Raw genomic sequence first — 22303 nt, 5'->3', positions numbered from 1 at the left:
TCTTTGGGGTGCGCCCGTCGCCGCCTTGCCGAAGGATCAAGGTGGTTTATCGCTGGGCGCCAGCAAACGACTACATCAACCCGTGGAGTAGTGCGCGGGCCCTAGGTGCGCACGCACGACTTGATCTGCGGCTTTATGCTGTTGCAGGTGTAGGCGGGTACCGGACCACGTGGCACCCGTCGCCGCCTGGGGCGTCGTTGACCGGGAGCGAGCATTGGGGTGGACGGCCTCCATCTCGCTCGAAGAGGGCATGGAGCGCACGGTCGCCTGGTATCGCGACCACGTCGACACCATCCGCGAGTAGATGTACCGACACGTTGTGCTGTTCCGGGTCCGTGACGACGTCACGGACCCGAACGTGTCTCGAGCGATCGACCTGCTGCGCGGGCTCGGCGACCAGCCGGGAGTGACCGCGTGGGACATCGCCCTGTCGCTCGACACGCGAAAAGGACGCGTCATCGTCGAGGACGGGACGTTCGCCGACGCCGCGGCCTTCGCCGCCTGGCGCGTAAGCGCAGACCACGTGCGCGTCGCGGAGCACGTGGCATCCCTCGCCGACTGGATCGTGGGGGACTGGGAACGCTCATAGCCCGCTCAGAGACGACCGCCGCTGTCAAGAGCCATCCGTCTGAGCGCCGGTGGTCCAGGCTGACCCCACAGTGGAACGTTCAACGGCCATGGGGGCCGGCACCAACGGAGGACGGCGTTCGGGGGCAGGGGCACCTCGCGACGCCCTCAGCGGCGCGCCTGCCGACGTGTCCACCCCCGCGGGCGTCGCCCGTCTGCTTCGCGAGCAGTACGACCTCGACCTGACCGGCCTCGAGCGGTTCGAGGGCGGGTGGGACTCCGCGGCGACCATGTGGACCGGCGTCGACGCCGGGGGAGCGCGCTACGCGCTCAAGATCACCTCACGCGACGTGCAGTTCGGGCTGTCGCTCGCAGGATCCACGGGACTCGCCGCCGCCGGGGGAGTGCTGCAACCCGTCCCCACTCGCGACGGAGCGCTGTGGGCCACCGCGGCCGGATACCTCATCACTGTCTCGCACTGGGTCGACGGCGCCGACGCGGTCGACCTCGGACCCGACCACGTCGACTGGCGCGAACTCGGACGCGTCCTGCGCGCGGTGCACGACCAGCCCGTCCCCGAGGGGGTGCGGCCGCAGCGCAGTGGCATCCGTCGCTCTTCTTCTTCTCCCCGCGCCCTGATCGACACCGTCGACCGGGCCTACCGCCGCGACGTGGCCCCCGAGCTCACCAGCAGATGGGATGCCGCCCACCCCCGGCTGCTCCACCTCGCCGCCGTCGCCCGGCAGCTCAAGCGCACCCGACGGCCCACCACTCGCGTCACCGCCCACGGCGACCCCCACCTGGGCAACGTACTGCTCGACGACGGCGGACGCCCGTGGCTCATCGACTTCGACGAAGCGACCATCGCCCCGCGCGAGGTCGACCTGATGCTCGTCGAACTGGGCGTCATGTTCGATGCGCCCCTCACCGAGAAGCACCGCGAGCTGTTCCGCGACGGATACGGCCACGACGTCGCCATCGACCGCGAGCGCGTCATCCGCTTCGGCTGCGTGCGCGCTATCGAAGACGCCACCTCGTCGTTTCTCGCCGCCCTCGACGGCGACCCCTCAGACCCTGCCCCCTTCCGGATGCTCGACGGAATCCTCGGCCCCCACGGGCTCGTGACCCTCGTCGAGAAAGAGCTCGAACGGCTGCCCCACAGCCCGACGCTCGCTGACACGAAAGAAGAACCATGAATCACACCAGAATGCTGAGCGCGCTTTCTCTCGCGGCCGTGACCGCCCTGTCGCTCAGCGCCTGCACCGGATTCACCGGCGGAGGCTCCACCGCACAGCAAGAAGGCACGCTCACCTTCACCACCTGGGCGAGCGAATCCGAGCAGACCGCATTCGAGAGCCTCGTCTCGCAATTCGAGTCCGAGAACGAGGGCGTCACCGTCCAGCTCAATGTCGTGCCCTATGACCAGATGTTCAGCAACATCGACGCGCAACTGTCGGCGGGCAATGCCCCCGATATCTTCCGCGTCGACTATGGCAACCTCGGCGTCTATTCGAGCCAGAATCAGCTGCTCGACGTCAGCCCCTATTTCACGCCCGAAGAGGTCGAGCAGTTCACCCCCGCCATGTGGGAGGCGGTGTCGTACGACGGCACGCCCTACGGCGTCCCGCACCAGACCGACGTCTCGGCGCTCCTCGTCAACACGCAGCTGCTCAGCGCCGCCGGGATCACCGACCTGCCGACCACCCAGGCCGACGCCTGGACGTGGGACGAGTTCGCCGACGTCGCGGCGAAGCTCAAGGCATCCCTCCCCGCCGACACGTACCCCTTCGTCTACAACTGGCAGCTGGGCGGCACACCCCGGTGGCTGAGCTGGCTGTTCCAGGCCGACGGAGCCCTGCTCGGCGAAGACGGCACCACCCCCGAGATCGACTCCGCCGCCGGCACCGAAGCCCTCGACTTCACCCGATCGTTCTTCGAGAAGGGCTGGGTGCCGCCCACCAGTTCGGTCAAGGCCGCCACTTACGCCGACTCGTTCTTCACCGAGGAGTCCGTCGCCATGGCCTTCGTCGGCTCGTTCGTCGTCCCCGACATCGAGAACCTCGCCGGCTTCGACTGGACCGCGCTGCCCATGCCCGTCAACGACCGCGGCGCCACCGACCTCGGCGGCAACGCCCTGGTCGCGACGCAGTCCTCGGCGCAGCCCGAGCTCGCCGCGAAGTTCCTGAAGTTCATGACGGATGCCGACAACATGACCGCCTTCTGCGCGGCCACGAACGAGCTGCCCACCCGGGTCGACATCGATCCGTCGTCCATTCCGTTCGCGGTGCGCCCCGATGTCATGCCGGTGTTCGTCGAGCAGGCGACGACGATCCAGCCGAGCGACGTCAAGCAGCTCACCTCGCCGTCGCTCGCCGCGATCGCCGTGTCGATGCAGGACCAGCTCGAGGCGGCCTTCGTCAACGGGCAGAGCACCGCCGACACCCTCGCGAACATCACCTCCGGCATCCGACAGGCGACCGGCTCGTGACCGTCGCGTCCGTCCGCGGTCGTCCCGTCGCCTCGACACGGCGGCCGCGGCGGGCGCGCGTGCAAGAAGCGCTGACCGGGTACGGGTTCATCGCGCCGAACATGCTCTTGATGGGCTTGTTCCTGTTCGTGCCGATCGTCTTCGCGGTGCAGCTGTCGTTCACCAGCTCGCGCGGATTCGGCGACCCCGAGTGGGTGGGCCTGGCCAACTACGCGCGCATGGTCGGCGACCCCGTGTTCTGGCAAAGCCTGGGCAATACACTGCTGTTCACCCTCATCACCGTGCCGGTCGAACTGCTCGGCGGTCTCGGACTGGCCGTTCTTCTCAATTCGGTGCTGCCGGCGAAGGGCGTCTTCCGCACGATCATCGTGCTGCCGCTGGTCATCTCGGGAGTGGCATCCGGAATGATCGCCGTCACGATTTTCAGCGAGGGCTCCGGAATCATCAACAAAGCGCTCACGTCGCTCGGGGCGGCGCCGATCGCGTGGCAGTCCGACGGCACCGCGGCTTTCGTCTCGGTGATGGTGACGGCGATCTGGCTGCGCATCGGGTTCAACATGGTGATCTATCTGGCGGGATTGCAGAGCGTGTCGCCGGAGCTGTACGAGGCCGCCCGCCTCGACGGCGCGGGGCGGTGGCAGCTCTTCCGCAGCATCACCGCGCCGCTCGTGGGACCGTCGACGTTCTTCCTGCTGATCATGAACGTGATCGCGTCGTTCCAGGTGTTCGACATCGTGTTCGTCATGACCGGCGGCGGGCCGGGGTTCTCGACGTCCGTGCTGGGCACCTACGCGTACCGCAACGGCTTCCAGATCCGCGAGCAGGGGTACGGCGCCGCACTGGGTGTCGTCATCCTGCTCCTCACCCTCGTGTTCACGTACCTCCAGTGGCGCACGAGCCGCTCGCGCGACACCGTCGAGTAGGGACAACCATGACTTCTTCCACGCTCACGCAGATCGCCCCGCTGGGGGAACCTCCGCAGAGCCCGTCACCGCGACGCCGGCGACGCCGCGACGGCTCAGCGCTGGGGCTCGGCATCCGCATCGCCCTTGCCGTCGTCGCCTCGACGGTGATCTTCTTTCCGCTGTACTGGATGGTCGTCATCGCCTTCTCGCCGCGCGGAGAGGTGTTCCGCCCGGGCGGGGTGCAGTTCTGGCCGAGTACCTTCAGCACCGAGAACTTCGCAGCGCTCTTCGCCCGTTTTCCGATCGCGGAGTGGTTCACCAACTCGCTCGTCATCGGCGCGTTCGTCACGGCGTTGACGGTGATCGTGAACCTGCTGGCCGGGTACGCGTTCGCTCGCATCCGGTTCGCGGGCCGCGGCATCCTGTTCATCCTGGCTCTCGCGACGATGATGATTCCGGTGCAGGCGATCATGGTCGCGCAGTTCCGCTTGGTGACCGGGCTGCAACTGACCGGGACGTACTGGTCGGTCATCCTGCCGGGAGCGGCCGCCGCATTCGGACTGTTTCTGGCACGGCAGTTCTTTTTGAGCATTCCCGAGGAGCTAATCGAGGCGGCGCGCATGGACGGGGCGGGCCACTTGCGAACCTTCTTGCAGATCGTGCTGCCGCTGAGCAAGCCGCTCATCGCAGTGCTGACGCTGCTGACGCTGCTGGGCAGCTGGAACGACTTCGCGTGGCCGCTCATCGCCCTGAAGGACCCGGCGTTGTTCACGCTGCCGATCGGGCTGCTGTATCTGAAGGGGCAGTCGACGCCGGACTACAGCGCCAGCATGGCGTTGGCGCTCATTTCGGTCGTGCCCATGGTGCTGCTGTTCCTGCTGTTCCAGCGGTACTTCGTGCAGGGGTTCGCGCGCAGCGGCATCCGCTAGACGCAGCGGTATCAATTTTGTCTCGCCCGCACAATGTCCCCCAAAAGGGGGACGTCTGGCGTATGGTTTGTGCATCGGCATCCAAACCGTTCCGGTGAGGGTTCCGAAGAAGCTACAGATCGACAGGCCGAAGTACTTCCGTACGCGTCTCAAAGGCGAGGAGCAATGCGAAACGACTACACGCAGCAGGCAGCAGCCCTGCCGCTCTGGGCGACACCCCTGGTCACCATCATGCTGTGGGCGACGGTCGTCGTCCTCGCGGTGGCCGGCGTCGTCATGCTGACCATCCACGGCGACACCGGAGTTCTTCTGCTCGTCGCCGCACTCGTCGTGGCCGCGCCTGCCGCCGCGTCGAGCCGCCACCGCAGTTATCTGTGAAAACAGTCTTGCCTGCTCGGTCGGGGGACCGAGGGCGGTACTGAGAGCCAGTGGGGGGATGGGGAAGCCCCGGGTCGAGAGGCCCGGGGCTTTCTTTTTTGCTGTCTGTTCAGCTGAGGGAGTGCCACGACTGCGTGACCCTGCGATCGGCATCGACGAGCAGTTCGGCGGCCTTCCGCGCGGCGTCGCTCGCGGCCTTGAGAGTGGCGCGTCGGTCGAGCATGTGCCACGACCACTGCGCATGGGTGCGCTCATACGCCTGCTGAGCCTGACCGCTCCACTGTGCGCGAAGGGCGTCGGATTGCGTTTCGAGCTCGGTCAGGTGGGACTCGATGGCGGCGTCGGCGTCGGCGAGAGCCTTGAGGTGTTGTGCGTGGCGGGCGGGGTCGAAGGAGATGGTCATTGAAGGCAGAGTCTCTGTGTCGGAGGGTGGCGATGGTCGACGAGGCGCCTTGTAGTGCCCTGGTTTGTGTCTCATTCGCCGGCCGAGCAACGCGATGTGCCGGAGATCGAATACACAGCGGGACCGGTGCCGAAAGACACCGCGGAAACGGGACCGCCGCTGCCGAACACGGCCAAGACTGGGCCATCCGATATCTTGACGCTCATGCCCAGGCTCTGCCAGTAATCGGCGACCTTCTTGGCATCGGCCCGGGGGTCTACCCCGAGGGAGGTGTTTATGGAGTAAGAGAACTTGACCCGTTCCTCCGAGCCGCAGGACTTCGAGTAGGGTCGGCCGACCACCTCATCCCACGTCGCGTCACCCATTTGTGCCGCTGTGTCGGTAATCAGCGACTCCAGGGCGTCTCGGACCTGATCTGACGTCATTCGAACATCTCCCTCTGTGTCGCAACCGGCGAGCGTCGTGGCAAGCATCAAGGCCGCAGCAAAGCTGAGGCTCCGGAGTGTTGTGGTGTACATCTCAACCTTTCGCCCGCGCCGGCGGGACGTATGGAGTGACCTGTTGACCTTGCCCCGTCGTTGCGAAGGCCACATTGAAGAGTGATTCCGTTCCCAAATCCAGGTATCCGTTCGACGTCTCAGTTGACGCATTGTGATCGAGAACCGGCGCGAGATTGCTTCCCGGGGTGTCGACGCCAAACCTCACAGCGCCGAAGGACTCAACCGTGGGATCAACGGGATGATCACCTCCAATCCTCCCAACCCATGCCCACTGGTCTCCACCATCGTTGGACAGGGGGGAGACATCGCGCGCCTGCCCAGCGAAGACTCGGTCAGCATGAAGATCGGCTGCATTATCGACGCTCGGGGTCAAGCCGGCACTTCCGACGGATACAAAAGTGTCGACATGAGCGTCGCCCTCCGACAGTGCGAACGATGCTGTCGTAGTTCCGTAGCTGTGCGCCAGAACGTTCAGCGTGGAAGTCGCATTCGTTGCGTTGAAGCCCGCTAGCGCCGAGTCGAGCCTGCGTCCGCCTTCCTCGGCTAGCTCGGAATGCAAGACGCCCAAATCTGGGTCGTCAAAGGATGGGACAGGCGGCGCCTTGTATCCCAGCCAAGCGACGACGGCAAGTTGAGCGTGTGGATCGGCAGACGCTTGCGCTGTATACACGTCCTGAGCCGTCCCGGCCCAATCGGGAAGACCTGCCGCCGACGACCCCATGCCCGGAATCGCGAAAGTAACATTCGTCGCTCGATCCATATCTCCGATTGCGACTGCCGCGAGAGGGGGGTGATCGTCAGTGAGCGAGATCAGTGACCGTGGAACGCTGTCTTCGGTCGCGAGCAAGCTTTCGCGAATTTTCCTGAGGGCCTCCGCGTCTTCTTCGGCAGCTTCCGCTCTTTTGGCCCATTCGATGACCTGCCCCTCGGAGGGGGGAGGAAACAACGGCATGGGAGATCGAGCTGCCGCGGCGCGCGCCTCTGCGTCGATAATGTGTTGGTCGAGCGCGAGGCGGTTGGCTCTGTCGCGCGCACCGTAGGTGACACCCTCAAGATTGCCGATAACGCGGGGCGCGTACATGATCAGCGCATGTTGCGCGCCCGTCGACAATGCGCTCCACCACTGATTCACCGCCTCAGGATTCAGCTGCTGCAGCAGAGCGACGAGGTCGGGACGCGCCGCGAGGACGTCGTCGATGTCGGACGCGGAAAGCGAGGCGAGAAGCGCGGCGGCCTGCTCCGGTGTCGAGACGGTCTCGCCGACGCGCTGCCACGCTGCGGGTGTCAGCTCGGGCTGTGCGGCGGCCGTGCGGATGATGCCTGCCGCGCGGTCACCCGCCTCGGCGACGCGCGTCTGCGCGTGGCGCAGGATCGACCACGCCTTCTCTCGCAGAGCTTCGACCTCGGCGGCGGCCGCCTGCGTGGTGGGGAGGAGGGGGGCCTGTTCTTCGGCCCGTTTCGCCTGCAGCCACGTGTCGATCGCGACGCCTGCTTGATCCCGGGCCCACGTCAGGGTCGAGCTGTACTCCTGCAGGGCGCCGGAGGCGACGGTGAGGGACTGCTGCAGTGGCATCCAGGTCGAGGCGACCTTGCGGATGTGGTCGGTGAACGCGACGGGAGCCGAACCCTGCCACCCGTCGGGCACGGCCAGTTTCGTGAGGGCCAGCCGGTTCTCTTCGGCGTGGTCAGCGCGAGCCTTCCACCCCCGGATGGCCGTGTCGATCGATGCGGGGGAGCCGGGGACGAGAACCGCGGGGTCGGTCGACATCGAGCCGAGCATCACAGCCCCCCGTCCGCTCGTCGCACCACTGCGGCTGCCTCGTTGTCGGCGTTCTCGTACGTCGACGCGCTGTCGTCCAGCGCGTCGGGAATACGGCGCAGGTCATCGACGCGAGCGCGCCACGCGTCATCGGTGCGTGAGGCGAAATGACCGATGGCGTCGGCGAGGATGTCGTGGCCGACGTCGGCAGGACGCTCCGTCGGAGTGCCGGCAGCCGCCGCGTCGACGAGCTTGCGCGCGACACCGGCGGTGCTCGTGAGGGCATCGGGATCGACCGAGAACGTTGACATGCGTTCTAGCTAAGAACGCGTGGCCCCGTCGACGGGGGTTATCCCCAGGTGAAATCGGCGCCGGATTGGGTGAACCTGCGACGCGAGAGGGCTGGCATCCGGAAAAGGCAGAAGGCCCCGGATCTTGCGATCCGGGGCCTTCTTCTTGTTGCGGGGGCAGGATTTGAACCTACGACCTCTGGGTTATGAGCCCAGCGAGCTACCGAGCTGCTCCACCCCGCGGCACAAGAGAAAACATTACGCCGAGATGAACGACATGGCAAATCCGGGCATACCGCCCGGGAGTGTCGCGAGAGAATAGGCCGGTGAGCAACACATTCGACGATCTCGACGACGGACGCCCCGAAACGCCCGCGCAGAGGGCCGACCGCAATTGGAACGAGATTCTGCAGGAACTCCGGGTGCTTCAGACGGGCACGCAGATCCTGACCGGCTTTCTGCTGGCGCTCGCGTTCCAGTCCTCGTTCGCCGACCTGTCGCCGACGCAGCGGACGTTCTATTTGGTGCTCGTCTGCCTCGCGGCGCTGAGCGCGGTGGTCGCTCTCGCGCCGGTCGCGCTGCACCGCGCGGTGTTCCATCTGCAGGTCAAGCCGGCCCTTGTGCGAACGGGGCACAACTGCCTGCGCGGCGCGCTCACCCTCGTGTCGCTGCTGCTCGTCGGGGTGGTGGTGTTCGTGTTCGACGTGGTCGTGAGTCTCGCGGCGGGCACGGCCGCGGGGGTCGTGCTGGGGCTGATCATCCTCGTACTGTGGATCGTGGTGCCGGTGTCCGTCCGACGCCGGGCGAGAGGGAGCACGCGATGAACCACGACACCGTCGGCATCGCCGTGGCCCAGTTCGCCCCCGTCGCGTCTCGGCAGAGCAACCTCGACGACATCGAGACCGCGGCGCACGCGGCAGCGCGACGCGGCGCGCGGGTGATCGTCTATCCGGAGTACTCGAGCTACTTCGTCAACCCGTTCGACGCCTCGCTCGCCGAGAACGCCGAAGACCTGGACGGACCCTTCGTCCGCACCCTGACGGCCCTGGCCGCCGACCTCGATGTCGTCATCGTGGCGGGGCTGCTCGAGAAGGCCGACGACGGCCGACGCGTGCGCAACACGGTCGTGGCGGTCGGGGGCGACGGCATCCGAGCGGTTTATCGAAAGCTCCACCTGTATGACGCCTTCGGCCAGCGGGAGTCCGACTGGATCGAGGCCGGCGAACTCGCCCCTGCGCAGACCTTCGTCGTCGACGGCCTGCGGTTCGGCCTGATGACCTGTTACGACCTGCGGTTTCCGGAGGTGGCGCGCTTGCTCGCCGACGCGGGCGTCGACGTCGCTCTGGTGCCCGCCGAATGGGTGCGCGGTCCGCTCAAAGAACACCACTGGCAGACGCTGCTGCAGGCGCGGGCGATCGAGAACACGTTCTTCGTCGCCGCGGCGGACCACACCCCGCCCCTCGGCGTCGGGCATTCGATGATCGTCGACCCGCAGGGGGTCGCGATCGCCCAGGTCGGTACCGCCACCGACATCGCGGTGGCGCACGTCGACCCGCAGGCCATCGCGCGCGTGCGGCGCGTCAATCCGGCTCTCGAGCTGCGGCGCTTTCGGGTCACGCCGCGCTGACGAGTCTCAGGACAGTCGCTGCGCGTGGCGGATGAGCGACACGCGACGCGTGCGCCACAGCCCCACGCGCACGAGCGCCATCGTGTAGCCCTCGCGCGTCAGACGCGCGACGGTTTCGTCGGTCAGGCGCAGATGCGGTTCCGCGCTCTCCCACCGCAGGTCTTTTCCGTAGAGCTCGACGACGCGAACGGGTCGCGAATCGTGCGTGCTTTTTCTTCGAGACATTCTTCGTACTTCCCCCCAGAACGCGGCGGCGAAAACCTCGTTCTGCGGAAAAGTACCACGGGCGCATTTCGTGTTTCGTCGTCCCCGTTACCGCGACGAAAAGATCACCCCGCGGGGTGATCGGCGGCTCAGCGACCGGGGCGAGCGATCAGGTGCGCGGCATGGCGGCGAGACGCTCGGCCGCGTCGGCGAGCACCTCCACGCGCTTGCAGGCGGCGAAACGCACGAGGGTCCGGTACTGATCGCGATGCGCGGGCGAGACGAAAGCGGTGAGCGGGATGCCGACCACCCCGGCGCGATCGGGCAGCTCGCGGCAGAACGTGTCGGCGTCCGTGGCGCCGAGGGGGGCGGCATCCACCACCGTGAAATACGACCCGCCCGGCGTCGACACGTCGAACCCGGCCGCGCGCAGACCCGTGCCGAGCAGCGCGGCCTTGGCCGCCATCTCGGACGCCACCGACGCGAAGAACTCGTCGGGCAGGCGCAGCCCCACCGCGATCGCCGGCTGGAAGGGCGAGGCGCCCACGTACGTCAGAAACTGCTTGACCGCGAGCACGGCCGACACCAGTTCGGCGGGGCCGGTCACCCACCCCGTCTTTCACCCGGTGAGCGAGAACGTCTTGCCCGCCGACGAGATCGACAGGGTGCGCTCCGCCGCCCCGGGCAGGGTCGCGATCGGCACGTGCGGACCATCGAAGACGAGGTGCTCGTAGACCTCGTCGGTCACGATGACGGCGTCATGCAGGTGCGCCAGGCGCACGATCTCGTCGAGCACCTCGCGCGAGAACACCGTGCCCGTCGGATTGTGGGGATCGTTGACGAGGATTACGCGCGTTCGATCCGAGACGGCGGATGCCAATCGCTCGAGGTCGGGCTGGAAATCCGGCCACCGCAGCGGCACCGGGACGAGCCTCGCCCCCGACAGCGCCACGCACGCGGCATACGAGTCGTAGTACGGCTCGAAGACGACGACCTCGTCGTCGGGGGAGTCGACCAGCGCGAGCAGCGTCGCCGCCAGGCCCTCGGTCGCGCCCACCGTCACGAGCACTTCGCGGGCGGGGTCGAGCGAGATGCCGTAGAACCGCTGCTGGTGCTCCGCGATCGCGGCGAGCAGCTCGGGGAAACCGCGGCCCGGGGCGTACTGGTTGACGCCGTCCGCGATCGCGCGGCGCGCGGCATCCATCACCGCCTCCGGTCCGTTCTGGTCGGGAAAGCCCTGGCCGAGGTTGAGCGCACCGGTCGCCGTGGCGAGCGCGCTCATCTCGGCGAAGATCGTCGGAACGGAGGAGCCGTCGGGCGCGAGGAGCCCCGCACCGCGGGCGGTGCGCTGCCAGGCGCCGGGGATCTGCTGCATGGATCCAGGATGCCGCACACCCGACCGGCGCAAGCGGGAATGCCATGGGGTGTGTACCTGCTAGACCCATAGAGGCGGCTCACGCTCGTCATAGGTGGCCCACAGGATCCGAGGTCATCGTAGAAGCGCCTGGAAGAAGGAGCATCCCATGAGCGACACCACGGACAACCGTCCCGAGGGTAACGACCACAGCCACAACACGGCCGACGCGCACGGCGGCGTCCCCACGTCGCCGCGCCACGACGCCCCGAACCTCGGCGAGAGCACCCCCGCCCCCGCCCCGCGCTACGACGTGCCCCCCGTGCCGACGCGCTCGCCGGCCGCGGCGGCCGCCGCCTGGCCCGCACCCGCGGCGGGCTCGGCGCACCCCGGCTACGCCTCGGCCCCCACGGGCGCCACCGCACCGACCGGTCAGGCCTTCGGCCCGGGCGCCACGAACGCGCACCCCACGCTCGCGATGCCTGACACGGTATCCACCGACAAACCCCGCAAGAAGAGCTCGGCGCCGCGCATCGCGGCCCTGCTCGTGGCCGCGGCCCTCGTCGGCGGCGGCGCGGGCCTGGGCGGCACCTATGCGGGCCTCAGCCTGTGGGGCGGCTCGAACGCGTCCACCGTCTCGGGCCCCACCGCCATCACGGTCAACGACCCGCAGGACGTCAACGCCACCGCCGCGGTCGCCAGCAAGGTCGTGCCCAGCGTCGTCACCATCAGCGCGACCGGCTCGCAGGCCGGCGGAACCGGATCGGGCGTCGTGCTGAGCGCGGACGGCTACGTCCTGACCAACACGCACGTCGTCACCCTTGACGGCCAGACCGGGAACGCCCGCATCTCGGTCACCACGAGCGACGGCAAGGTGTACGCCGCGACCGTCGTCGGCACCGACCCCACGTACGACCTCGCCGTGATCAAGCTCGAGAACGCCTCGGGACTGACCCCGATCGAGTTCGGCGACTCGTCGAAGCTCAACGTCGGCGACAACACCGTCGCCGTCGGCGCCCCTCTCGACCTGCCGAACACGGTGACCACCGGTATCGTCAGCGCTCTGAACCGCTCGATCCAGGTCGCTTCGTCGGCCGCCCCGTCGGACGGCTCCGACCAGCAGCAGACCGAGCCCGGGCAGGAGAGCCCGTTCCGCTTCGATTTCGGCCAGGGTCAGCAGTCGCAGTCGACCAATCAGACGATCAAGATCGCCGTCATCCAGACGGATGCCGCCATCAACCCCGGGAACTCCGGCGGCGCGCTCGTCGACGACGAGGGGAAGCTGATCGGCATCAACGTCGCCATCGCCAGCGCCGGCGGGTCGTCGTCGGGCGGCCAGTCGGGCAACATCGGCGTCGGCTTCTCGATCCCCTCCGACATCGCCAAGCGCATCTCGACCGAGATCATCGAGAACGGTTCGGCCACCCACGGTCTGCTGGGTGCCTCGGTCCAGGATGCCGCGTCCCAGCAGGGCGCGACCACCACCGGCGCGTACGTGGCCGAGGCCGTCAGCGGCGGTGCCGCGCAAGCCGCGGGCCTGCAGAAGGGTGACGTCATCACCGAGTTCAACGGCATCCCGGTCACCAACTCGATCGACCTCACGGCGCAGGTGCGCGCCCTGGCCGCCGGGTCCCAGGCGCAGGTCACCTACCTGCGCAACGGTCAGCAGCGGACGGCCGAGGTCACCCTCGGTTCGATGCCGACCAGCTGAGTTCCGCCGCTTCCCGGCACGAGGACGCCGCTCCGCTTCATCGCGGGGCGGCGTCTCGTGCGTTGTGCGGCGGTGGCGCCGCCTTCGCACGCCCGCGCGAACATGCCGCGGGGTGGGGCGGCGACACCGTTTCACCGCGCGAAAATGCCGCCCCACGAAGGTGAGGCGGCATTTGCGTGCGGGGGAGCGTCAGGCGGCGGCGAGCAGCTGGACGCGATGCGCGTCCTCGTTCTGCTGCCAGGTGGCCGCGTTGAGCAGCAGGCCCGAGGACATCGACGCCTGATCGGCGAGCTGGCGCAGGTACCCGCCCGACAGGGGAGCGGCCTCGACGGCGGTGTACTGGAAGCGCATCGAGATCGACGGCTGGATCCACAGGGTCGTGCGCTTGTGGCCGGCGGCTTCGTCGGTCCACGTGATGGTGAAGGATTCGCCGCGGCGGAGCTTGGTCGACAGAACCACCTGCAGGTACTGCAGGAGGCGGTCGTCGATGGTGATCGGCTGCGAGTCGGAGCTGTAGAAGAGCGTGCCCATGAGAGGACTCCTGGTGGTGCGGGTTTGTCAGAAAACGAGGGGGAGGACGACGGCGGCGCTCAGGGCGCACGTCGCGACGCTGGCCCAGACGACGACGGCGGCCAGACGCGAACCGGCGACGGCGCCGGCGGTGGGCACGAAGGTGGAACGGTGCCGCAGCGGTGCGGTCGTGGTGAGGGCGGTGCTGGTCATCGGGACGTTCCCTTCTTCGTGTCGACCGAGGATGATCAACCTCGGTGATCTGTAGCCTAGCAGGTATTTAAGTGAACTAATGATTACGAACACTGACATTCACGAAGACTGACCGCTAGAGCCGGTACCTAAGCTCGTTAGATATAGTGGGGGCGTCCGACCGACAGAAGGGGAGCGGACCGATGACGGAAGAGACCGGCGACACCTCGCCTCTCATGACGGCCCTGATCCAGTTCTGCCGCTCACGCGACGAGGCCGCAGCGCAGGCCCGCAAGCAGCTCGGCGTCAACGAACTCGACGCCAAGGCGCTCGCCTACGTCGGCGCGAACCCCGGCATCCGTCCGTCCGCCCTGGCCCAGCACCTCGGGGTGACCTCCGCGGGGGTCACGACCATGGTCGAGCGGCTCGTCCGCCGCGAGATCCTGCGGCGCGAGTCGGACCAGGATGACCGTCGCGTCAACCACATCCACCTCGCGGTCGACCTCGAGAAAGAGCCGTGGTCGCAGCTCGCGCGATTCGACGAGACGTGCCGACGCATCATCACCAGCCTCGACTCGCAGATCGAGATCGACCTCGCCGACTTCCTCCAGCAGACCACCAAGGCCGCGAACGAACAGGTCGCCCGGGTGGATGCCCTCACCGACGAAGCGGCGTCCGCGGCGTAAGCACGCGCCCCCGCCGCCGGGCCGGGCCCGGCGCACGCCGCTCAGTCGAGCGGCGCGAGCCGTCCGATCGCCGCGAGCGGGATCCCCACCCAATTGGGGCGGTTGCGCGTCTCGTAGATCGCCTCGTACACGGCCTTGTCGAGCTCGAAGGCCGCGAGCAGCGCGTCGTCGCCCGCGCCGGCGACCCCCGCGGTCTCGCGGTAGCCGCTCAAGAACGCCTGCTGCGCCGCGATGACCCACGCCCGCACGGACGCGCCGTCGTCATCGGCGACCGCTCCCGAGACGTAATCGAAGGAGCGCAGCATGCCGGCGACGTCGCGAACCGCCACGTCGGGGCGCAGCCGCTCCGAGATCGGACGCAGGGGCTCGCCTTCGAAGTCCAGCAGCACCCACCCATTGGATGCCGTGTCCAGCACCTGGCCGAGGTGCAGGTCACCGTGGACGCGCTGCAACGCGGGCCACGGAGCGGTCGCCGCGGCGGCGTACACCGCGCGGATCCGCTCGGCGTACGGCGCGAGCGCGGGGACCTCGGCGAGGGCGATCGCGAGCCGCCGCTCCCAGGCGCCGACGACCGCCGCGCGGTCGGCCTGGTCGGGCTCGACCGTGGGGAACTGCTGGGCGAGGGCGACGTGCATGCCGGCGACGCTCGCGCCGAGCGCGTGGGCGCGGGCGGCGAAGTCCTCTCCGGCGGCGGCCGCATCGAGGGCCACCCGCCAGGCGTCCTCGACGCCCTCGAAAAACTCCTGGGCGAAGGCGAGCGAGCCGCTCACCGGCACGCCCTCGGGCGTCACCCACGATCCGCGCACCTCGCCGATCGCGGCGGGCACGAACGCGGCACCGCCGGCCGCGAGGGCGGATTGCAGCTCGACATCGGGGTTGACGCCCGGGTTGACCTGTCGGAACAGCTTGCAGATCACGGGCCGACCCTCGCCCTCGGGGCGGAAGATCAGCGAGGTGTTGGACTGCTCGCCGCTCAGCACCCGCGCGGTCGCACGCGGCGCGGGCGCGTCCGCGGGGTCGGTCACCAGGGCGATGCCGATGAAGCCGTCCTGAGCGGTGCCCACTTCGCCGCCGACCGTGACCCACGTGTAGAGCAGGTCGGTGAAGGCGGGGTCGGTCGTGGCATCCGCCCACACCTGCCCCTCGCCGGCGGGACCGATCAGACTGCCCGGGGGAACGGACCCCTCGGTGCGACGGACCACCGGCACCTGGTACACGATCGCCGGTTGCACGGCTTCGTCGCGCACGAGCAGGAGGTGGCCCCCGGCATCGAGTGGCCAGTCGGCGACGACCGTGAGGCGCGGGTCACGGCCCTTCGTGCCGTACCAGCGCTGACGCGGCATCCAGAAGGCAAGGGATTCGAGGAGGTCGCCCATGCGGCGAGGCTAACGCGCGAACCCCGGGTGCGCGCGGGACTTGCGCCCGGGGTGTCGTCGATGAGAAGAGATCAGGATGCCGGGCCCTCGGGCGACGCGGTCGCATCGGCCCCGGAGGAGTCCCGCGTGCGGCGCCGCGGGAGGGCGTTCTTCGCCGCCGAACCGAGGGCGCTGCCGACGCGGCGGACACCCCCGGCGGCCGCGCGCTCGAGGGGCGCACTGCCCGGACGCGGCTCGAGATCGGCGGGGAGCTGCGCGGGAGCGGCGCCGAAGGCCCGGCGGGCGTTGACCAGCACGCGACGCCCGAGGATGTGGTTGCCCGTGCCGCCGACCACCGCACCGACGCCGAAGGGCAGCGCCTTGCCGACCCACGAGGCCCCGCCGCGGGTGGCGAACTGACGGACGAACGTCGTCTTGAGTCGGTCGACCAGCGGGCCGACGGCGGCGCGCGGAAGGGTCTTCGTGATCATCTCGCCCCAGTAGCCCGAGCGGCTGGTTCCTCGCCCCGAGGCCTGTGCGGCGAGTTGCGAGACGAGGTCGACGCCCTCTTTGCCGAGCATGAGCGCCAGGACGAGCGCGCGAGCGCGGTCGGGGTCGTCGACGGCGACGCCGTGCACCTCGGCGACCGACTGCGCGTACAGCGCGGTCGCCTCGAGGAAGCCGAGGGTTTCGACCCCGCTCAGGGCCAGGGTGACACCCGTGCCGATCCCGGGCACGACGGCGGTGGCTCCGACGGCCGCGCCGCCGGTGGTCACCGCCGCGAGGTAACGGCGCTCCAGGATCTTCAGGATCTCGGCGACCGAGGCGTCGGGGTGACGCAGCCGGATGCTGCGCAGGTGCGCGAGGACGACGGGCCGCTGAACCGACAGCACGCGGTCCAGCATGCGGATCGTCCGGGGGTGCTCCTCCGACCCGACCGGTGGCAATCCGCCCTTCCAGGGCGCGTCGTTCGGCAGGGAGTGGATGCGGTGCACCTTCTCGGACATGCCCTCATCCTCCACGCCCAGCCTGAGTGCCCGCCGGTGCCGGGACGCTCACCGGCATCCCGACCGTTCGCGGCACGCCCGGGCCGTTCCCACAAGGGTCGGGGGCTGTCGGAGGGGGTTGATAGTTTGGTGCGATGACAGCGTCGCTGCCGGAGCTCCCAGACACGTCCTCTTCCGAGACCGAGGGCGCCGCGGCGAGCGTCGAACCCGACGCGGCCGCCGCGTCGACGGCCGAACCGTCCGAACCGCGGGCGCCTCGCGCTCCCCGGGCGACGACCGCGAAACGCCCGGCGCCGCGAAAGACGGCGGCGAAACCGGCTCCGTCGGCGGACTCCGACTCGGCGCCCGCCTCTTCTTCGTCGACGGATGCCGCGACCCCGGACGCGTCCGCACCGACCGACGCCGCGAAGCCCAAGGCCGCCGCGAAGCCCCGCGCTCCGCGCACCGCCACGCCGCGTGCGGCGGGGGCCGCAGGCACGGCGAGCTCCGCGAAAAAGCCCGCGACCCCGCGCGCCGCCGGCGCGGCGAAGAAGCCTGCGACGCCGCGCGCCGCGGCCGGCACGGCCAAGCCGCGCACCGCGAGCGCGACCGGCGCCGCGAAGAAGCCCGCGACCCCCCGCACGACGGCCAAGAAGCCGGCTGCCCCGCGCGCCGCGGCTGCGTCCCCGGCGCCCGAGGCTGACGCATCGCAGGCGCCGACAGCGGCCGATGAGAGCACGCTCGAGACGAAGACCGCGGCGCAGAAGGTCGCCACCCCGAATGATGTGGTGTCCCAGCCGGGTCCCACCGCTCCGCCGGTCTCTCCCGTCCTCGAGCTCGACGACATCGTCGTTCCGCCGCGCCCGCCGCTGCCCGCGACTGCTTCCGTGGCGCCTGCGCCCTCGGCCGCACCGGTCGAGTCGTCGTCGACGGACGACATCGTCGAGGACGCACCCGCCGCGATCGATTCGACGCCCGCGGCGGATCCGACGCCGGCGGATGCCGCGGTGGAGGAGCCTGTGGTCGAGGGTGCGTCGGTTGCGGCGGATCCGACGCCGGCGGACGTCGCGGTCGAGGAGCCTGTGGTCGAAGATGCGCCCGTTGCGGCGGATCCGACGCCGGCAGATGCCGCGGTCGAGGAGCCTGTCGTTGAGTCGATCGACGTCGACGAGAACCCGGAGCCGGTCCAGGCTACCGATCCCGAGGAGCCGTCGACCGACGTCGAAGCCGCAGGGACGACGCCGGTCGATCCCACGCCGCCCGACGTGCGCGTCGACGAGCTCGATTCCGACGTCACGCCCGATGAGCGGACCATCGAGCCTGCGGTCGACACCGACGCCGAGGCCCCCGACGCCGAACCCCCGTCGGCAACCGCGACCGCCGTTATCGCCCAGCCTGCCCTCGAGGTCGAGGCCGTGGCATTCGTTTCCCCCGACACCGACGACGAGACCGCTGTCCCCGCCCTCGCGTTGCGGCACGTGACGAAGAACTTCGGCGAGTTGCGCGCCGTCGACGCGATCGATCTGACCGTGCCGGCGGGCTCTTTCTACGGACTGGTCGGCCCCAACGGCGCCGGCAAGACGACCACCCTGTCGATCATCGCCGGTCTGCTGCGCGCCGACACGGGGACGGTCACGATCAACGGCGTCGACGCCAAGAAGCGGGCCCGCGAGGCGAAGAAGCTCATCGGTGTGCTGCCGGACCGCCTGCGCACGTTCGACCGCCTCACCGGTCGTCAGCTGCTGTCGTACTACGGGGCGCTGCGGGGGCTGCCCAGCGGTCTGGTCGAGAGCCGCATGGCCGACCTCGCCCGCGCTTTCGACCTGGTCGACGCGCTCGCCCGCCCCGTCTCGGACTACTCCGCCGGTATGACCAAGAAGGTCATGCTCGCCGGCGCGATGATCCACTCCCCGCGGCTGCTGGTGCTCGACGAACCCTTCGAGGCGGTCGACCCCGTCTCGAGCGGCGTGATCCTCGACATCCTCGGCGCCTACGTCGATCACGGCGGGACGGTCATCCTGTCCAGTCACGGCATGGAGCTCGTCGAGCGCGTCTGCTCGCGCGTGGCCGTCATCGTGTCGGGCCAGGTGCTGGCCGAAGGCACCGTCGACGAGGTGCGCGGCGAGGGAACGCTCGAGCAACGGTTCCGCGAGCTGTCCGGCGGACTCGGCGACGTGGAGGGCCTCGAATGGTTGCACACGTTCTCCGCCTGAGGCTGGCCATGATGCTGGGCGCCCTCCGGGGCGACCGTCGCGACGTCATCCGCCGGTCGCTCGGCGTGATCGTCCTCATCGCCGCGACCGTCGTCGCCGCCATGAGCGCCGCCGGACTCGCGGATGCCGGGCGCCTGACGACCGCGGTCGTCACCGTGCTCGCCGGGTCGGCGGTCACCCTCGGCTTCGCCGTCGGGCCGCCCGTCACCGCCTCCGTGGACCCGCTCGATCCCCGACGCTTCGCGGTCGTCGGCCCCGAGCCGCGGCCCCTCGCCGGGGCACTGCTGCTCGCCGGATTCCTCAGCGTCCCCGTCGTGGTCGTGCTGGTTCTGGGGGTGGCGCTCGCCATCGCGTGGGGCGCACACGGCGCCAACGCCGTCGCGAGCGTGGCATCCGTCGTCCTGGGGGTGACCACGTGCGTGCTGTTCGCACGCGTCAGCATGGCCCTCGGCGCCCTGGTGCGCCGACCGCGACAGTCGCGCGAGCTGATGAGCGTGTACCTCGTGGCGGTGCTTGTCGTCGTCGTCCCGGTCGGGGTGTTCCTCGGCTCGCTCGAGTGGCGGGGGGTCGTGCCCTCGCAGCTCGCCTCGGCCGCCGAGATCCTGGCCTGGACGCCGATCGGCGCGGCGTGGGGGATCGCCCTGGCGCCCTCGGCGGGAGCGGCTGTCGGCAGCGTCGTCGTCGCGCTCGCCACGGTGGCCGTGCTCGCCGTGGCGTGGTTCGCGCTCGTCACCGTGCTGCTCACCTCGACGCCCCGCCCGGTCCCGGTGCGCGAGCGCGGCGGGCTCGGGTGGTTCGCGCTGCTGCCCGGCACGCCCGGGGGAGCGGTCGCCGCGCGCAGCCTGTCGTACTGGCTCCGCGATCGCCGCTACCTCGTCAACGTCGTCATCGTGCCGATCGCCGCCGTCGTGTCGACCGTTCCGCTGCTCGTCGCCGGTGTCCCTCTCGAACTCGCGGTGCTCCTGCCCGTGCCGATCATGGCGCTGTTCTTCGGCTGGCTCCCGCACAACGACCTCGCGTACGACTCGACCGCCCTGTGGATGCACATCGCGAGCGGAATGCGCGGAGCGCCCGACCGCATCGGCCGCCTCATCCCGGTGCTGCTCATCGGCATCCCGATCCTTGCGGTGAGCCTGCCGCTCGCGATCGTCGTGCACGGCCGCTGGGCCGTCTTCCCCGCGATGGTCGGCGTGTGCGCAGCACTGTTCCTGGCCGGTCTCGGACTGTCGAGCATCTCGTCGGTCCTCGCGCCCTACGCCGTGTCGCGGCCGGGAGACAGTCCCTTCCAGCAGCCGCAGCGCACCGGTTCCGGGGGTGTGGTGGCTCAGGGGCTCGTCATGGCCGGCGCCGTCCTCGCCTCCCTGCCGTCGGCGGTGCTGACCTGGCAGGCGATCAACGGCGACACCGTCGATTCCCTGTTCGCCCTCTGGGTCGGCGTCGGCATCGGCGCGGGCGTCCTGGTCGTCGGAGTCGCCATCGGTGCGGTGCTGTTCGAGCGTCGCGGAACCCGGCTCATGGAGTTCGCCGAAGCCACCTGACCCGGCCCCGCCGACCCGATCCCCGCGTCCGCGACTACACTGGCTCTCCATGAGCACGCCTCTCGACAGACCGGACAGCGGGGGCCTCGCAACCCTCGACCGCGAGCTCGAAGAGCTCATCCGCGAAGAGAACATCGAGCCCGGCGACCATGAGCGCTTCTCGCACTACGTGAAGAAGGACAAGATCCTCGAGTCCGCGATCACGGGAAAGCCCGTCCGCGCGCTCTGCGGCAAGAAGTGGACGCCGGGGCGCGACCCCGAGAAGTTCCCCGTCTGCCCGCAGTGCAAAGAGATCTACGAGTCCCTCGTCAATTGACGCCCTCCGGGTAGGCCCGGGCGTCACTCGGCGTCGCGGTACTCCGTCGGCAGCGCCGGGTTGGACTTGCTGAGCGCCAGCGCGCGAACGGGCAGCTCCTCGCGCACCCGTGCGTGGTGAGCGCGGGCCGCCGCCACCCCCTCGTGTCCGAGGGCCGCGGCATCTGCTTCTCCTCGCACCATCAGCGTGGTCTGCAGAGCGCGGGCGTCGGGGTGCTCGGCGGCCGTCGACAGCTCTTCGAACCCGTCGCTGACGACCACGAGCTCCGACGTGGCCGTGCCCGCGTCGAGCGTGCGGAAAGCGGCCTTGCGACCCCCGTGCGACGCTTTCTCGGCCGAGGCCTTGGCCACGCCCACCCAGGATCCGTCGGCGGCTTCGCGGGCGACGAGCTTGAACACCAGCCCCGCGGTGGGAACGCCCGAACCGGTCGCCACCGAGGTGCCCACCCCGTAGGAATCGACGGGGGATGCCGCCAGCGCCGCCAACGCGTACTCGTCGAGGTCGCTGGTCACGGTGATCCGCGTGCCGGTCGCTCCGAGTTCGTCGAGCAGGGCGCGGACGTCACCCGCGACGATCGGCAGGTCGCCGGAGTCGATACGCACCCCGCCGAGCTCGGTGCCGGCCACCCGGACCGCGGTGCGGACGCCCTCGGTGATGTCGTACGTGTCGATGAGCAGGGTGGTCCCGGTTCCCAGGGCATCGATCTGCGAGCGGAACGCGTCCTCTTCGGTGTCGTGAAGCAGCGTCCACGCGTGCGCGGCGGTGCCCATGGTCGGCACGCCCCAGCGGCGGCCGGCCTCGAGGTTGCTGGTGGCCGAGAACCCGGCGATGTACGCGGCGCGAGCGGCTGCGACGGCGGCTTCTTCGCTGGCACGGCGTGAGCCCATCTCGGCCAGCGGGCGGTCGCCCGCGGCGACGCTCATGCGGGCCGCCGCCGTGGCGACGGCGGAGTCGTAGTTCAGGATGCTGAGGGCCAGCGTCTCGAGAAGGACGGCCTCGGCGAAGGTGCCCTCGATGGTCAGCAGCGGCGACCCGGGAAAGTACACCTCGCCCTCGCGGTACCCGGTGACCGACCCCGTGAAGCGGTAATCGGCGAGGAAGTCGACGGTGGTGGCATCCACGATCCTCTCGTCGCGCAGGAACCGCAGTTCGTCCTCGCCGAAGCGGAAGTCGCGGATCGCCTCGAGCAGCCGGCCCGTGCCCGCGACCACGCCGAAGCGGCGTCCGCCCGACAGGCGGCGTCCGAACACCTCGAACACGCAGCGGCGCGAGGCGGTGCCGTCGCGCAAAGCGGCGTCGAGCATGGTGAGTTCGTAGCGGTCGGTGTGCAGGGCGGTGCTGCGGCTCATGGCGCCAGCCTATTGCGGCTCCCGCGCCCGCTCCGGTTGCCCC

At 69.5% G+C, this 22303-nt stretch carries 24 protein-coding genes, 1 tRNA gene and 1 pseudogene; 14 read left to right on the top strand and 12 right to left on the bottom strand.

Translation table 11 applies throughout. The annotated features are described in order from the left end of the window. Positions 1 to 169: 169 nt before the first annotated feature. The 7 genes from DC432_RS16840 (at position 170) to DC432_RS04705 (ending at position 5267) form a co-directional block, all read left to right on the top strand. A complete protein-coding gene (locus DC432_RS16840) occupies positions 170 to 304 on the top strand; it encodes a hypothetical protein (protein WP_279304095.1) in 135 nt (44 codons plus the stop codon). Beyond that, positions 305 to 589: a Dabb family protein gene (locus tag DC432_RS04730; RefSeq protein WP_116536896.1), complete on the top strand. Its 285-nt coding sequence runs from the start codon at positions 305 to 307 to the stop codon at positions 587 to 589. Between the two features lie 166 nt (positions 590 to 755). After that, on the top strand, positions 756 to 1763 hold the full coding sequence (locus DC432_RS04725; protein ID WP_165801179.1) for a phosphotransferase: 1008 nt from the start codon (positions 756 to 758) through the stop codon (positions 1761 to 1763). After that, positions 1760 to 3055: an ABC transporter substrate-binding protein gene (locus DC432_RS04720; protein WP_116536894.1), complete on the top strand. Its 1296-nt coding sequence runs from the start codon at positions 1760 to 1762 to the stop codon at positions 3053 to 3055. The genes DC432_RS04725 and DC432_RS04720 overlap by 4 nt, the downstream gene beginning before the upstream one ends. Then, positions 3052 to 3978 (top strand): carbohydrate ABC transporter permease, encoded by a 927-nt coding sequence (locus DC432_RS04715; protein ID WP_243393028.1) that lies wholly within the window; start codon positions 3052 to 3054, stop codon positions 3976 to 3978. Before DC432_RS04720 ends, DC432_RS04715 begins: the two co-directional genes overlap by 4 nt. An 8-nt stretch (positions 3979 to 3986) precedes the next feature. Then, positions 3987 to 4889 (top strand): carbohydrate ABC transporter permease, encoded by a 903-nt coding sequence (locus DC432_RS04710; protein ID WP_116536893.1) that lies wholly within the window; start codon positions 3987 to 3989, stop codon positions 4887 to 4889. 165 nt (positions 4890 to 5054) lie between these two features. Further along, positions 5055 to 5267, top strand: a complete 213-nt coding sequence (locus DC432_RS04705; protein ID WP_116536892.1) for a hypothetical protein — start codon at positions 5055 to 5057, stop codon at positions 5265 to 5267. A 109-nt stretch (positions 5268 to 5376) separates the two neighbouring features. Here the strand turns inward: DC432_RS04705 and DC432_RS04700 are convergent, their stop codons facing one another. The 5 genes from DC432_RS04700 to DC432_RS04680 all read right to left on the bottom strand — a co-directional run bounded on the left by DC432_RS04700 (position 5377) and on the right by DC432_RS04680 (position 8462). Further along, positions 5377 to 5670, bottom strand: a complete 294-nt coding sequence (locus tag DC432_RS04700) for a WXG100 family type VII secretion target (protein ID WP_165801178.1) — start codon at positions 5668 to 5670, stop codon at positions 5377 to 5379. A 71-nt stretch (positions 5671 to 5741) separates the two neighbouring features. Beyond that, the gene (locus DC432_RS04695) at positions 5742 to 6188 is read right to left on the bottom strand and encodes a hypothetical protein (protein ID WP_116536890.1); all 447 of its coding nucleotides are present in this window, start codon (positions 6186 to 6188) and stop codon (positions 5742 to 5744) included. Between the two features lies 1 nt (position 6189). Beyond that, on the bottom strand, positions 6190 to 7938 hold the full coding sequence (locus DC432_RS04690) for an alpha/beta hydrolase (RefSeq protein ID WP_165801177.1): 1749 nt from the start codon (positions 7936 to 7938) through the stop codon (positions 6190 to 6192). A gap of 11 nt (positions 7939 to 7949) precedes the next feature. Next, entirely contained in the window at positions 7950 to 8240 is a 291-nt protein-coding gene (locus tag DC432_RS04685; RefSeq protein ID WP_116536888.1) for a hypothetical protein, read from the bottom strand. A gap of 148 nt (positions 8241 to 8388) precedes the next feature. Beyond that, positions 8389 to 8462, bottom strand: a tRNA-Met gene (locus DC432_RS04680). A gap of 83 nt (positions 8463 to 8545) precedes the next feature. On the opposite strand from DC432_RS04680, the gene DC432_RS04675 reads away from it, so the two are divergent. Together DC432_RS04675 and DC432_RS04670 are read left to right on the top strand one after the other, a co-directional pair. Next, positions 8546 to 9043 (top strand): DUF6328 family protein, encoded by a 498-nt coding sequence (locus DC432_RS04675; RefSeq protein WP_116536887.1) that lies wholly within the window; start codon positions 8546 to 8548, stop codon positions 9041 to 9043. Beyond that, the gene (locus DC432_RS04670) at positions 9040 to 9846 is read left to right on the top strand and encodes a carbon-nitrogen hydrolase family protein (RefSeq protein ID WP_116536886.1); all 807 of its coding nucleotides are present in this window, start codon (positions 9040 to 9042) and stop codon (positions 9844 to 9846) included. Before DC432_RS04675 ends, DC432_RS04670 begins: the two co-directional genes overlap by 4 nt. 6 nt (positions 9847 to 9852) lie before the next feature. Here DC432_RS04670 and DC432_RS04665 read toward each other — a convergent pair whose 3' ends face one another. Both DC432_RS04665 and DC432_RS04660 read right to left on the bottom strand, forming a co-directional pair. After that, on the bottom strand, positions 9853 to 10071 hold the full coding sequence (locus tag DC432_RS04665; protein WP_116536885.1) for a hypothetical protein: 219 nt from the start codon (positions 10069 to 10071) through the stop codon (positions 9853 to 9855). Positions 10072 to 10219: 148 nt separating this feature from the next. Then, positions 10220 to 11425 (bottom strand): annotated as a pseudogene (locus DC432_RS04660) (aminotransferase class I/II-fold pyridoxal phosphate-dependent enzyme). Positions 11426 to 11573: 148 nt separating this feature from the next. Here DC432_RS04660 and DC432_RS04655 point away from each other — a divergent pair. Next, the gene (locus tag DC432_RS04655; RefSeq protein ID WP_116536884.1) at positions 11574 to 13115 is read left to right on the top strand and encodes a S1C family serine protease; all 1542 of its coding nucleotides are present in this window, start codon (positions 11574 to 11576) and stop codon (positions 13113 to 13115) included. A gap of 189 nt (positions 13116 to 13304) precedes the next feature. Here the strand turns inward: DC432_RS04655 and DC432_RS04650 are convergent, their stop codons facing one another. Together DC432_RS04650 and DC432_RS16340 are read right to left on the bottom strand one after the other, a co-directional pair. Beyond that, positions 13305 to 13646 carry a hypothetical protein gene (locus tag DC432_RS04650; protein WP_116536883.1) on the bottom strand — a complete coding sequence of 114 codons (342 nt, stop codon included), beginning with the start codon at positions 13644 to 13646 and terminating at the stop codon, positions 13305 to 13307. A gap of 27 nt (positions 13647 to 13673) precedes the next feature. Then, positions 13674 to 13838 (bottom strand): hypothetical protein, encoded by a 165-nt coding sequence (locus DC432_RS16340; RefSeq protein ID WP_165801176.1) that lies wholly within the window; start codon positions 13836 to 13838, stop codon positions 13674 to 13676. A 182-nt stretch (positions 13839 to 14020) separates the two neighbouring features. Between DC432_RS16340 and DC432_RS04645 the strand changes: the two genes are divergently transcribed. Beyond that, positions 14021 to 14503 (top strand): MarR family winged helix-turn-helix transcriptional regulator, encoded by a 483-nt coding sequence (locus DC432_RS04645; RefSeq protein WP_116536882.1) that lies wholly within the window; start codon positions 14021 to 14023, stop codon positions 14501 to 14503. Between the two features lie 41 nt (positions 14504 to 14544). On the opposite strand, the gene DC432_RS04640 is transcribed toward DC432_RS04645, so the two are convergent. Both DC432_RS04640 and DC432_RS04635 read right to left on the bottom strand, forming a co-directional pair. Beyond that, positions 14545 to 15879, bottom strand: coding sequence for a maltokinase N-terminal cap-like domain-containing protein (locus DC432_RS04640; RefSeq protein ID WP_116536881.1), 1335 nt, complete (start codon positions 15877 to 15879; stop codon positions 14545 to 14547). Positions 15880 to 15950: 71 nt separating this feature from the next. Continuing rightward, on the bottom strand, positions 15951 to 16865 hold the full coding sequence (locus tag DC432_RS04635; RefSeq protein ID WP_116536880.1) for a hypothetical protein: 915 nt from the start codon (positions 16863 to 16865) through the stop codon (positions 15951 to 15953). 134 nt (positions 16866 to 16999) lie between these two features. Between DC432_RS04635 and DC432_RS04630 the strand changes: the two genes are divergently transcribed. From DC432_RS04630 to DC432_RS04620, 3 genes are read left to right on the top strand one after another with little or no spacing between them, the layout of a single operon-like run. Next, positions 17000 to 19057, top strand: coding sequence for an ABC transporter ATP-binding protein (locus DC432_RS04630; protein ID WP_207770744.1), 2058 nt, complete (start codon positions 17000 to 17002; stop codon positions 19055 to 19057). 11 nt (positions 19058 to 19068) lie between these two features. Next, positions 19069 to 20595, top strand: a complete 1527-nt coding sequence (locus DC432_RS04625) for a hypothetical protein (RefSeq protein ID WP_243393027.1) — start codon at positions 19069 to 19071, stop codon at positions 20593 to 20595. A 49-nt stretch (positions 20596 to 20644) separates the two neighbouring features. Continuing rightward, complete coding sequence (locus DC432_RS04620; protein WP_076676153.1) at positions 20645 to 20911, top strand: DUF3039 domain-containing protein; 267 nt, start codon at positions 20645 to 20647, stop codon at positions 20909 to 20911. A gap of 23 nt (positions 20912 to 20934) precedes the next feature. Here the strand turns inward: DC432_RS04620 and DC432_RS04615 are convergent, their stop codons facing one another. Beyond that, positions 20935 to 22260 carry a nicotinate phosphoribosyltransferase gene (locus DC432_RS04615; RefSeq protein ID WP_116536878.1) on the bottom strand — a complete coding sequence of 442 codons (1326 nt, stop codon included), beginning with the start codon at positions 22258 to 22260 and terminating at the stop codon, positions 20935 to 20937. Between the last annotated feature and the right edge of the window lie 43 nt (positions 22261 to 22303).

It is taken from the genome of Microbacterium testaceum, assembly GCF_003075375.1.
In the GTDB taxonomy this organism is placed as follows: domain Bacteria; phylum Actinomycetota; class Actinomycetes; order Actinomycetales; family Microbacteriaceae; genus Microbacterium; species Microbacterium testaceum_E.
The sequence above is the reverse complement of the archived record's forward strand: the minus strand, read 5'-3'. Positions and strand labels throughout refer to the sequence as shown.

What these genes read in the sequence shown, in the direction of transcription:
- DC432_RS04670 (WP_116536886.1), top strand. Translation starts at nt 9,040, where the DNA reads ATGAACCACGACACCGTCGGCATCGCCGTGGCCCAGTTCGCCCCCGTC.
- DC432_RS04685 (WP_116536888.1), bottom strand. Translation starts at nt 8,240, where the DNA reads ATGTCAACGTTCTCGGTCGATCCCGATGCCCTCACGAGCACCGCCGGT.
- DC432_RS04620 (WP_076676153.1), top strand. Translation starts at nt 20,645, where the DNA reads ATGAGCACGCCTCTCGACAGACCGGACAGCGGGGGCCTCGCAACCCTC.
- DC432_RS04655 (WP_116536884.1), top strand. Translation starts at nt 11,574, where the DNA reads ATGAGCGACACCACGGACAACCGTCCCGAGGGTAACGACCACAGCCAC.
- DC432_RS04630 (WP_207770744.1), top strand. Translation starts at nt 17,000, where the DNA reads ATGACAGCGTCGCTGCCGGAGCTCCCAGACACGTCCTCTTCCGAGACC.
- DC432_RS04635 (WP_116536880.1), bottom strand. Translation starts at nt 16,865, where the DNA reads ATGTCCGAGAAGGTGCACCGCATCCACTCCCTGCCGAACGACGCGCCC.
- DC432_RS04690 (WP_165801177.1), bottom strand. Translation starts at nt 7,938, where the DNA reads ATGTCGACCGACCCCGCGGTTCTCGTCCCCGGCTCCCCCGCATCGATC.
- DC432_RS16340 (WP_165801176.1), bottom strand. Translation starts at nt 13,838, where the DNA reads ATGACCAGCACCGCCCTCACCACGACCGCACCGCTGCGGCACCGTTCC.
- DC432_RS04705 (WP_116536892.1), top strand. Translation starts at nt 5,055, where the DNA reads ATGCGAAACGACTACACGCAGCAGGCAGCAGCCCTGCCGCTCTGGGCG.
- DC432_RS04710 (WP_116536893.1), top strand. Translation starts at nt 3,987, where the DNA reads ATGACTTCTTCCACGCTCACGCAGATCGCCCCGCTGGGGGAACCTCCG.
- DC432_RS04615 (WP_116536878.1), bottom strand. Translation starts at nt 22,260, where the DNA reads ATGAGCCGCAGCACCGCCCTGCACACCGACCGCTACGAACTCACCATG.
- DC432_RS04625 (WP_243393027.1), top strand. Translation starts at nt 19,069, where the DNA reads ATGCTGGGCGCCCTCCGGGGCGACCGTCGCGACGTCATCCGCCGGTCG.
- DC432_RS04730 (WP_116536896.1), top strand. Translation starts at nt 305, where the DNA reads ATGTACCGACACGTTGTGCTGTTCCGGGTCCGTGACGACGTCACGGAC.
- DC432_RS04695 (WP_116536890.1), bottom strand. Translation starts at nt 6,188, where the DNA reads ATGTACACCACAACACTCCGGAGCCTCAGCTTTGCTGCGGCCTTGATG.
- DC432_RS04700 (WP_165801178.1), bottom strand. Translation starts at nt 5,670, where the DNA reads ATGACCATCTCCTTCGACCCCGCCCGCCACGCACAACACCTCAAGGCT.
- DC432_RS04645 (WP_116536882.1), top strand. Translation starts at nt 14,021, where the DNA reads ATGACGGAAGAGACCGGCGACACCTCGCCTCTCATGACGGCCCTGATC.
- DC432_RS04720 (WP_116536894.1), top strand. Translation starts at nt 1,760, where the DNA reads ATGAATCACACCAGAATGCTGAGCGCGCTTTCTCTCGCGGCCGTGACC.
- DC432_RS04640 (WP_116536881.1), bottom strand. Translation starts at nt 15,879, where the DNA reads ATGGGCGACCTCCTCGAATCCCTTGCCTTCTGGATGCCGCGTCAGCGC.
- DC432_RS04650 (WP_116536883.1), bottom strand. Translation starts at nt 13,646, where the DNA reads ATGGGCACGCTCTTCTACAGCTCCGACTCGCAGCCGATCACCATCGAC.
- DC432_RS04665 (WP_116536885.1), bottom strand. Translation starts at nt 10,071, where the DNA reads ATGTCTCGAAGAAAAAGCACGCACGATTCGCGACCCGTTCGCGTCGTC.